Source organism: Sphingobium sp. ba1 (assembly GCF_000743655.1).
Classification (GTDB): Bacteria; Pseudomonadota; Alphaproteobacteria; order Sphingomonadales; family Sphingomonadaceae; genus Sphingobium.
Map to the genome: position 1 here is coordinate 2976283 of NZ_JPPQ01000069.1, position 7769 is coordinate 2984051.

Below are 7769 nucleotides of genomic sequence, written 5' to 3' on the forward strand. Positions count from 1 at the left end.
TAGACGCCGATCATCTTGGCCCCCGCCACGATCAGGACCAGCGCCAGGGCGCGCACGATCATGGTCGATGGCAGGCGGATACCCAATGTCGTGCCCACGAGCGCACCCGCGAGCGCGGACCCGGCAAAGAGCGGCAGCGTCTCTGGCAGCTGTTGCAGCGAGGCCAGATTGCCGAGCAGCCCGGAAATCGAATTGACGAGGATGAACACCGCCGCGATGCCCGATGCAGCGCGCGGTGTTGCCCAGCCCAAAAACAGCAGCAGCGGCGACAGGAAAATGCCGCCGCCCGTACCCGTCAGGCCCGACAACAGGCCGATACCCGCCCCCGCCGCGATCGCCGCGATAATGGGTGGGTCTTTGACATCGCCTGCCGTGCCGAGCGGCTTTGGCCACAACAAGCGGGCAGCCGACAGCCATAGGACCACACCCACCAGCGGACGATAGAAATGCGTGGGCAGGATGATGCCCCCGCCGATGAACGCCATGGGGATGGCCCCGATCAAAAAGGGCCAGAGCGTGCGCCAGCGGAACAGCCCGGCATGAACGAAGCGGGCGGAGGTGAAGGTCGCCACGATGACGTTGAGAACCAGCGCCGTAGGACGCATCACCTGCGCCGGCAGGCCGAACAACGCCATCAACGCGATATAGGCCGACGCCCCGGCATGACCGACGCTGGAATAGAGCGCCGCGCCGAAGAAGATGCAGGCGGCAAGGGCATAGGTGGCGTCAATCATGATGAGCGCGCTCGCACTCCGGTCCCGCTCCTGTCAATCCCGCCCACCGGCAAACTCACCCGCTGTTGCGCAACGCCGTCGCGATCGCGTTGATCGACAGCTCTATGCCTTCCTTGATGCGTGGATCGTCCTCGCCCGCGCGGTGGCGTTTCAACAGTTCGACCTGCAGCAGGTTGAGCGGCTCGATATAGGGCAGGCGCAGCCGGATCGAGGTTTCCAGCGCTGCATTCTTCTCCAGCAGCCGCGACTGGCCCGTGGCCGCCAGCAGCCCGTCATGCGTCTGGTTCCACCCTTCGCGTATCCGCCCGAACAGCGTGTCGGCCATCCCCTGATCCTCGACCAGCGGCAGATATTGCGCGGCGATGCCCAGGTCCGACTTGGCCAGCACCATTTCCAGATTGGCGAGCGCGGATTTGAAAAAGGACCAATGCTGCGCCATGTCGGCGAGCAGCGCCTTGTCCTCGAACCCGGCCAGCGCCTGACCCACGCCATACCAGCCCGGCAGCATCACCCGCGCCTGCGCCCAGCTGAACACCCAGGGAATGGCGCGCAGATCCTCGATGGCATTGCTCTTGGTGCGGCTCGCCGGACGCGATCCGATCTTGAGGCCGGAAATTTCCTGGATCGGCGTCAATTGCCGGAAAAACTCCTTGAACCCCTCCGTGCCGTACACAAGGTCGCGATAGGCGGCGAAGGCGTTTTTCGACAATTCATCCATCGCAGCGGTAAAGCGCGCGGCGTCCCGCTCCGAAATCCCCTCCGGCTCCAGGCTGGCGAGCAGGGTCGCGCTGGTCATCGCCTCCAAATTGGTCATGGCGACATCGCGCGACCCGAATTTGGCGGCGATCATCTCGCCCTGTTCGGTGATGCGGATGCGGCCCTGCACCGTCCCGCGCGGTTGCGCCTGGATCGCGGCGAAGGCCGACCCGCCGCCACGGCCCACCGCGCCACCGCGCCCATGGAACAGCTGCATCGCCGCGCCCGCATCGGCAAAGACCGGGGCAAGCGCCTGGCTCGCCTTGTAGAGGCTCCAGGTCGACGTGATATAGCCGCCATCCTTGTTGCTGTCGGAATAGCCGATCATCACTTCCTGATGCCCGCGCGACTGCACCACGCCCGCAATTTCGGGCAGGCCGAAATAGGCGGACATGATCGCGGGCGCGGCCTCCAGATCGCCGATCGTCTCGAACAGCGGGATCGCCATGATCGCGGCCTGCGGCGGCGCGCCATCCACGCCCGCCTGCCACAGCCCGGCTTCCTTCAGCAGGATATTGACCTCCAGCATGTCGGACACGCTTTCGGCCTTGGAAATGATATAATGGGTGATGCATTGCGGGCCATAGACGCGATGCGCCTCCGCCGCGGCATGGACGATCGCCAGTTCCGACGCGGTTTCCTCGCCATAAGCCGAAAAGCGCGACCCCAACGGCCGGTTGCTCGCCAACTCCTTGCGCAGCAACGCGATGCGCGCATATTCGTCGAGCGTGGCATAGTCCGGCTCGACCCCGGCGACCTTGAGCAATTCACCCACCACTCGCTCATGCACGTCGCTATTCTGCCGCATGTCGAGCGTGGCGAGGTGAAAGCCGAACGTCTCGACCGCGCGGATCAACCGGCCCAGCGCCCCGCCGCTCGACAACGCACCATTGCCCTCGCTCGCCAGCCCCTGCGCCACCGTCACCAGATCGCGGCGGAAATCCTGCGGCATGGCATAGGCCTTGCCCTTGAGCGCCGACGGCCGGGCGGGCTGCGTACCGGTCAGCGCGGTGCAGGTCGCGGCGAGCCTAGCATAAATGCCCGATATGGCGCGACGATAGGGCTCGTCCCCCCGGCTGGGCGACGCATCGCCGCTGGCCTCGGCCAGATCCAGCACCGCCTGGGGCACATGCGCCAATTCGGTCGACAGCGAGAGTTCCGCCCCCAGAGCGTGCAACGCATCGAGATAATAAGCGATCGCCGCCTGGCAGCCGCGCTGCAGCGCATGGCGCAACTGCGGCGCCTGAACGAAGGGATTGCCGTCGCGGTCGCCGCCGATCCAGCTCCCCACGCGCAGGAAACTTTGCGGCCGCGCGCCCAGCACCCGCTCCCACCGGGCATACAATGCGGGCAGCACCGGCAGGAAGGTGTCGCGGAAATAGGCCAGCACATTGTCGATCTCGTCCGCGACGAACAATTTTTCGCGACGCAGCGGGCGGGTCTGCCACAGCAGGGCGATCTGGCGGAAAATCGCCTCGTCCAGATTTTCGCCATCCTCGGTCTCGTCGCGGCCCGCATCCTTGAGCAGCATCAGGTCGGCGATGCGGTTCTTATGATCGATCATGCTCTTGCGCCGCACCTCGGTCGGGTGGGCGGTCAGCACCGGCACGATCAAGCTGTGCGACAGCAAGTCCAGTACCGCGTCGCGGCCAATGCCATGCGACTCCAGCCGCGCCAGCACCGACGCGACATCCGCGCCCGGCTCGGCGGCGATGCCCTGCCGGTCCTCGGCCAGGTTGGCGAGCATCGAAAACAGCATGAACCCGCGCACGAAATTGAGCGTATCATCCAGCGTCAGCGCATCCAGCCCGGTATCCGTCAGGTCCGCCCCCTGCACCCCGCGCGCCCGATCGACCGACGCCGACCGGATATATTCGGTCTGCTTGTAGAGGCTCTCCCCCCCATAAGCCCGGATCACGTCGCCCAGCAGGCGCCCCAGAAAGCGGATGTCGGGATTCTGCGTGATCGCAGGGGCGGAGGGGGAGGGGGAAAGAGTCGCCATGGGACGCGATGCTGCATTGCAACAGGGAATGGGTCAAGCGGAGGATGTAGGGGCGGGAGCAATTGGCAAAGCGAATGTCGTGCCTTGCCCTCTCCCGCCTCCGCGGGAGAGGCTACGAAGACTTGGCAGCTTGCTGCCTAGTCGCAGTCGGTGAGGGTCTTTCTTGCCGACTTCCAAGGGTTCATCAGGCTGCAAAAGCCGGAGACTGTTCAATCGGGAGGCCAAATATGCCCGCCTCGACGAGGCGGATATAGATGCCTTGCTGGCAAGCGCAGCCACTTGTGTTACACTGTGTACGATCAGCGAAAAGGAATGCGACATGGCTGCCAGCACGACGATGACGATCCGGGTCACGCCCGATCTCAAGGAAAAGCTCGGCCGCCTCGCCCAGAATACGCGCCGCACCAAGTCCTACCTCGCCGCCGAAGCGGTCGAAGCCTATGTGAATCGCGAATTGCAGATCATCGAGGGTATAGAGCGGGGGCTTGCCGACAGGGAGGCGGGCCGGGTGACGCCGCATGACGCCGCGATGGACCGGATCGACGCCGCAATTGCCGCAGCCGCCAAAAATGCTGCATGAGGCATGTGCAATGGTCGGATGACGCGCTTGACGATCTGGAACGGCAAATCGTCCCTATCGCCAGAGACAATCCGGCCGCAGCGCGACGGGTCGCCAAGCGGATACGCGAGACGGGCGACGCCTTGGCCGACTATGCGACCGGCCACCCCGGCCGGGTCGGCGGCACCTACGAAAAGTCCGTCAACCGGCTTCCCTATATCCTCGCCTACGCGCTAAGCCGCGACGACACGGTGCTGACGATCCTCCATGTCATCCACACGTCGCGCAACTGGCGCTCCGATGATTGGCCCGAATGACGGGAATTGCCTGATTGTCGTGCGATTGCCGGGAGCGGAATGGTAAGTTCCAGGTAGAACACGTTATTCTAAGTCTTACTAAGGTTTTTTCACTGGCCCCTTGGCAGCGTTAATTGCTGCGACTTTTGCTTTAATTGCTGCTCGTGTGTTCCCGTATACTTCTTCAATCACATACTCGATCATGTCGAACGCATCCAAAACATCCTCGCGGGTGATACCACCGACATGACTGCCGGAATTGCCAATCCACTTTGTCGCAAGGAGAACGTCGGCGTTATCCTTATCTGTGGCTTCGAATTCCTTAATCCGCCCATGAAGCATGATGCGTTTGCCGGCTACATCGTGCGTCGCCATACCCCTATCATCCATGATAGATTCAACAGCTTGCCTAATCTGATTGGCCGCAGCTTCAGAACTTGCCCATATCAGCCTTGAAGCCTCTTTAAGAGCGTCCACTACAGGCTTAGGAGTGGATGACGACAATGCGATCGGGATCGGGCCGGGGCTGACATGCTCAACCTTGTAGTAATGCGTGGTCACATATTCGTCTCTGCCGATTTGATTGTAGTCGAGCGTTGATGTTCCCGCTACGGACCCGACCTCTCCGCACCCCGGCATACTGCACTGAATGAGGGCCGTGAAGCTATTGACGATCCAGTCAGGCTCCCAAGCATCATGAGTGTGCGCAGACTTTGACGGCCCGGTCTCTTCGCGTAGCAACTTATCTTTGATTACGGCGAAATGCCCTTTCCCGCATGTAGGGCAAGGCCAGTGGGGCAAATCATTGGTGAAGGTGTCTGCCCACATATTGCGGTCTACCGTCATGCGATTTTCTCTGCCTTCACGGCATCAAACACGGTTTCCGGTAACTTGTAGAGCCAGCCGCGTGTTTCATCGCTCCATTCACAGTCGAAAAGCCACGAACCCTCTACATAGCCATCAGTATGCGTAAGGCGGCGACCGAAGGCTCCCATTAGCCCTGCGAACTGTGCCGGACTGTATCCCGTGGCCTTCTGGAGCGCCTGCGCCGTTACCCATTCAGGGTGGGCTTTGACAAGATGCTCCAACGTCTGGCGCTGCTGCTGAGAAAGCGGACGACGACGAAAAACACGACGCGCCACATCAGTCTCGACATAAACCCTATCGCCCTCAGAAGCCTGCGCTCCTGTTGCAGATCCAGCAGAAAAAGCAGTCTGGTTAAGCGCTTGAATGGCAACTGAGCCGGTTTCCATTTTATTGACCACTTGACTGATTTCGTCCGGTGTCCCCTCAAAAACATACATTCGCATAATTGACCTCCATTGGCCGCTTTGGCCTTCAATGGCGAGTTGTATGCTCTTAAGAGAATGCTATGGCAATAACTAAAGAAGGCTCTGGAGTTATTTTAGCAAGATAGAGGGGCTCCGAAGGAATCTGATGCTTTGGCGGTCCGAGTGACCGACGACCCCCAATGCCAGGTTTTCCGTCATCCCCCTTGCCACAAAACCCCCTTTCCTACTTGCACATCCTCTGATCTATCCTTTCCGATGGACCAGCACCTCACTTCGCCGCCGCCACCCCCGGCCAGCCGCACCCACTGGACGCCCGCCAAGCAGCGGCGCTTTCTCGTTGCCCTGCTCGAAACCGGCACCGTCGCCACCGCCGCGCGCAGCGTCGGCATGTCGCCCACCAGCGCGCATCGCCTGCGCCGGCGGCTGGCGGGGACGATGTTCGACCAGAGCTGGGACTGGGCGCTGGCCCATTATGCGCAATGCATGGCCGATCCCTTCGCGCCGGACCCGCCGCCGCCCGCTGCGCCGCTGAGGTGATGATGGGGTTTGCAAAGCAGACCCTAAAATCCTCCCCTGGAAGGGGAGGGGGACCGTTCGCGAAGCGAATGGTGGAGGGGTGTCGCCCTATCGATAGCGTGACACCCCTCCGTCAGGGCTTCGCCCTGCCACCTCCCCTGCCAGGGGAGGATTGGTGTTGCTCGACACGCCAGGACCAGATTTACAAACCGCATGGTCGCCGGACGACAAGGCCCACGCCAGCCATCCCCCTGTCGCGTCATAGTGACCCAGGCGTGACTTCACCGTGACCCAACACGAACCTCACCGGGGCTTCACAGCGTCCTCACCTTTACGATTGGCCCGATTTTCCCGACGACGGTGTGAACTTCGCCCGATCCTTGGCAGACGCGCCACTGTCGCCACCGCCGCACCCCTCTTGCGCTCCCCCGCCCCCATGGGCCATGGGGTGGGCGTGACCGCCAGCATCAGCATAGGAACCGACAGCCACGGCAAGCCCGTGCTGGTCGACGTGGAGGAATTGCTCGCCACCCGGCTGCTCGTTCAGGGCAATTCGGGGTCGGGCAAGTCGCATCTGCTGCGCCGCCTGCTGGAGGAAAGCGCGCCGATGGTGCAGCAGGTGGTGATCGACCCGGAGGGGGATTTCGTCACGCTGGCCGACCGCTATGGCCATGTGGTGATCGACGCCGGCGACTATAATGAGCGCGAGATCGTCACCATGGCGACGCGGATTCGCGAACATCGCGCCTCGGTGGTGCTGAGCCTGGAGGCGCTGGAGATCGACGCGCAGATGAAGTGCGCCGCCTCCTTCCTTAACGCCCTGTTCGATGCGCCGCGCGACCATTGGTATCCCGCTTTGGTGGTGGTGGATGAGGCGCAGATGTTCGCCCCCGCCGCCGCTGGCGACGTGTCCGACGAGGCGCGACGGGTATCGCTGGCGGCGATGACCAATTTGATGTGCCGGGGGCGCAAGCGCGGGCTGGCGGGCGTGATCGCGACGCAGCGGCTGGCGAAACTCGCCAAGAATGTCGCCGCCGAAGCCTCCAACTTCCTGATGGGCCGCACCTTCCTCGACATCGACATGGCCCGCGCCGCCGACCTGCTGGGCATGGAGCGGCGGCAGGCCGAGCAGATTCGCGACCTAGAGCGCGGGCGCTTCCTGGCGCTGGGTCCGGCCATCTGCCGCCGCCCGGTGTCGGTGAAGATCGGCGCGGTCCATACCAGCACGCGCGGCGGCACCCACAAGCTGATGGCCCCGCCGGTGACGAGCGGTGAGGATTTTCAGGAATTGCTGTTCGCCCCCGAACCGCAGGATGCAGCCCCTATCGCCCCGCCGCGCGCCGATCCGCCGCCGCGCCCCGCCGAGGAGATCATCCGCGCGCTGGCCGATTCGCCCTCGGCCAAGCCCGCCGCGCCCGAACTGGATTTCGGCCAGAATGAGCCGGTGGTGATGGCGGTGCTGGAAGAGATCGTCGCTGATCTGGGCGATGCGGCCCCCAGCGTGTCGACCTTGTACCAGGATTTCGGCGTGCGCTGCCGGATGAAGGGGCTGCGCACCCCGCCGCTGGACCTGCCCGCCTTCCGCAAGCGCTTCGCCATGGCGCAGGCGGGGAT

The 7769-nt window shown here is 63.2% G+C and carries 8 protein-coding genes; 4 read left to right on the forward strand and 4 right to left on the reverse strand.

Annotated elements, in window-relative coordinates:
* Both IL54_RS17685 and ppc read right to left on the reverse strand, forming a co-directional pair.
* The coding region (locus tag IL54_RS17685; protein WP_156106310.1) for a sulfite exporter TauE/SafE family protein at positions 1 to 734 on the reverse strand (734 nt) is incomplete at its 3' end.
* A 55-nt stretch (positions 735 to 789) separates the two neighbouring features.
* Positions 790 to 3492: a phosphoenolpyruvate carboxylase gene (gene ppc / locus IL54_RS17690; RefSeq protein WP_037477375.1), complete on the reverse strand. Its 2703-nt coding sequence runs from the start codon at positions 3490 to 3492 to the stop codon at positions 790 to 792.
* Between the two features lie 319 nt (positions 3493 to 3811).
* Between ppc and IL54_RS17695 the strand changes: the two genes are divergently transcribed.
* Together IL54_RS17695 and IL54_RS17700 are read left to right on the forward strand one after the other, a co-directional pair.
* Entirely contained in the window at positions 3812 to 4072 is a 261-nt protein-coding gene (locus tag IL54_RS17695) for a CopG family ribbon-helix-helix protein (protein ID WP_037477378.1), read from the forward strand.
* 5 nt (positions 4073 to 4077) lie between these two features.
* Entirely contained in the window at positions 4078 to 4368 is a 291-nt protein-coding gene (locus tag IL54_RS17700) for a type II toxin-antitoxin system RelE/ParE family toxin (protein WP_443211184.1), read from the forward strand.
* A 78-nt stretch (positions 4369 to 4446) separates the two neighbouring features.
* Here the strand turns inward: IL54_RS17700 and IL54_RS17705 are convergent, their stop codons facing one another.
* Both IL54_RS17705 and IL54_RS17710 read right to left on the reverse strand, forming a co-directional pair.
* A complete protein-coding gene (locus tag IL54_RS17705; RefSeq protein ID WP_037477382.1) occupies positions 4447 to 5193 on the reverse strand; it encodes a DUF4145 domain-containing protein in 747 nt (248 codons plus the stop codon).
* On the reverse strand, positions 5190 to 5657 hold the full coding sequence (locus IL54_RS17710; RefSeq protein WP_156106251.1) for a hypothetical protein: 468 nt from the start codon (positions 5655 to 5657) through the stop codon (positions 5190 to 5192). The genes IL54_RS17705 and IL54_RS17710 overlap by 4 nt, the downstream gene beginning before the upstream one ends.
* Positions 5658 to 5894: 237 nt before the next feature.
* On the opposite strand from IL54_RS17710, the gene IL54_RS17715 reads away from it, so the two are divergent.
* Together IL54_RS17715 and IL54_RS17720 are read left to right on the forward strand one after the other, a co-directional pair.
* Positions 5895 to 6176 carry a hypothetical protein gene (locus IL54_RS17715; protein ID WP_037477386.1) on the forward strand — a complete coding sequence of 94 codons (282 nt, stop codon included), beginning with the start codon at positions 5895 to 5897 and terminating at the stop codon, positions 6174 to 6176.
* Between the two features lie 433 nt (positions 6177 to 6609).
* A partial coding sequence (locus IL54_RS17720) for an ATP-binding protein (RefSeq protein WP_037479147.1) occupies positions 6610 to 7769 on the forward strand: 1160 nt, incomplete at its 3' end.

Excerpts from the sequence above, each read along its gene's own strand:
- ppc (WP_037477375.1), bottom strand. The coding sequence starts at position 3,492 with ATGGCGACTCTTTCCCCCTCCCCCTCCGCCCCTGCGATCACGCAGAAT.
- IL54_RS17695 (WP_037477378.1), top strand. The coding sequence starts at position 3,812 with ATGGCTGCCAGCACGACGATGACGATCCGGGTCACGCCCGATCTCAAG.
- IL54_RS17705 (WP_037477382.1), bottom strand. The coding sequence starts at position 5,193 with ATGACGGTAGACCGCAATATGTGGGCAGACACCTTCACCAATGATTTG.
- IL54_RS17710 (WP_156106251.1), bottom strand. The coding sequence starts at position 5,657 with ATGCGAATGTATGTTTTTGAGGGGACACCGGACGAAATCAGTCAAGTG.
- IL54_RS17715 (WP_037477386.1), top strand. The coding sequence starts at position 5,895 with ATGGACCAGCACCTCACTTCGCCGCCGCCACCCCCGGCCAGCCGCACC.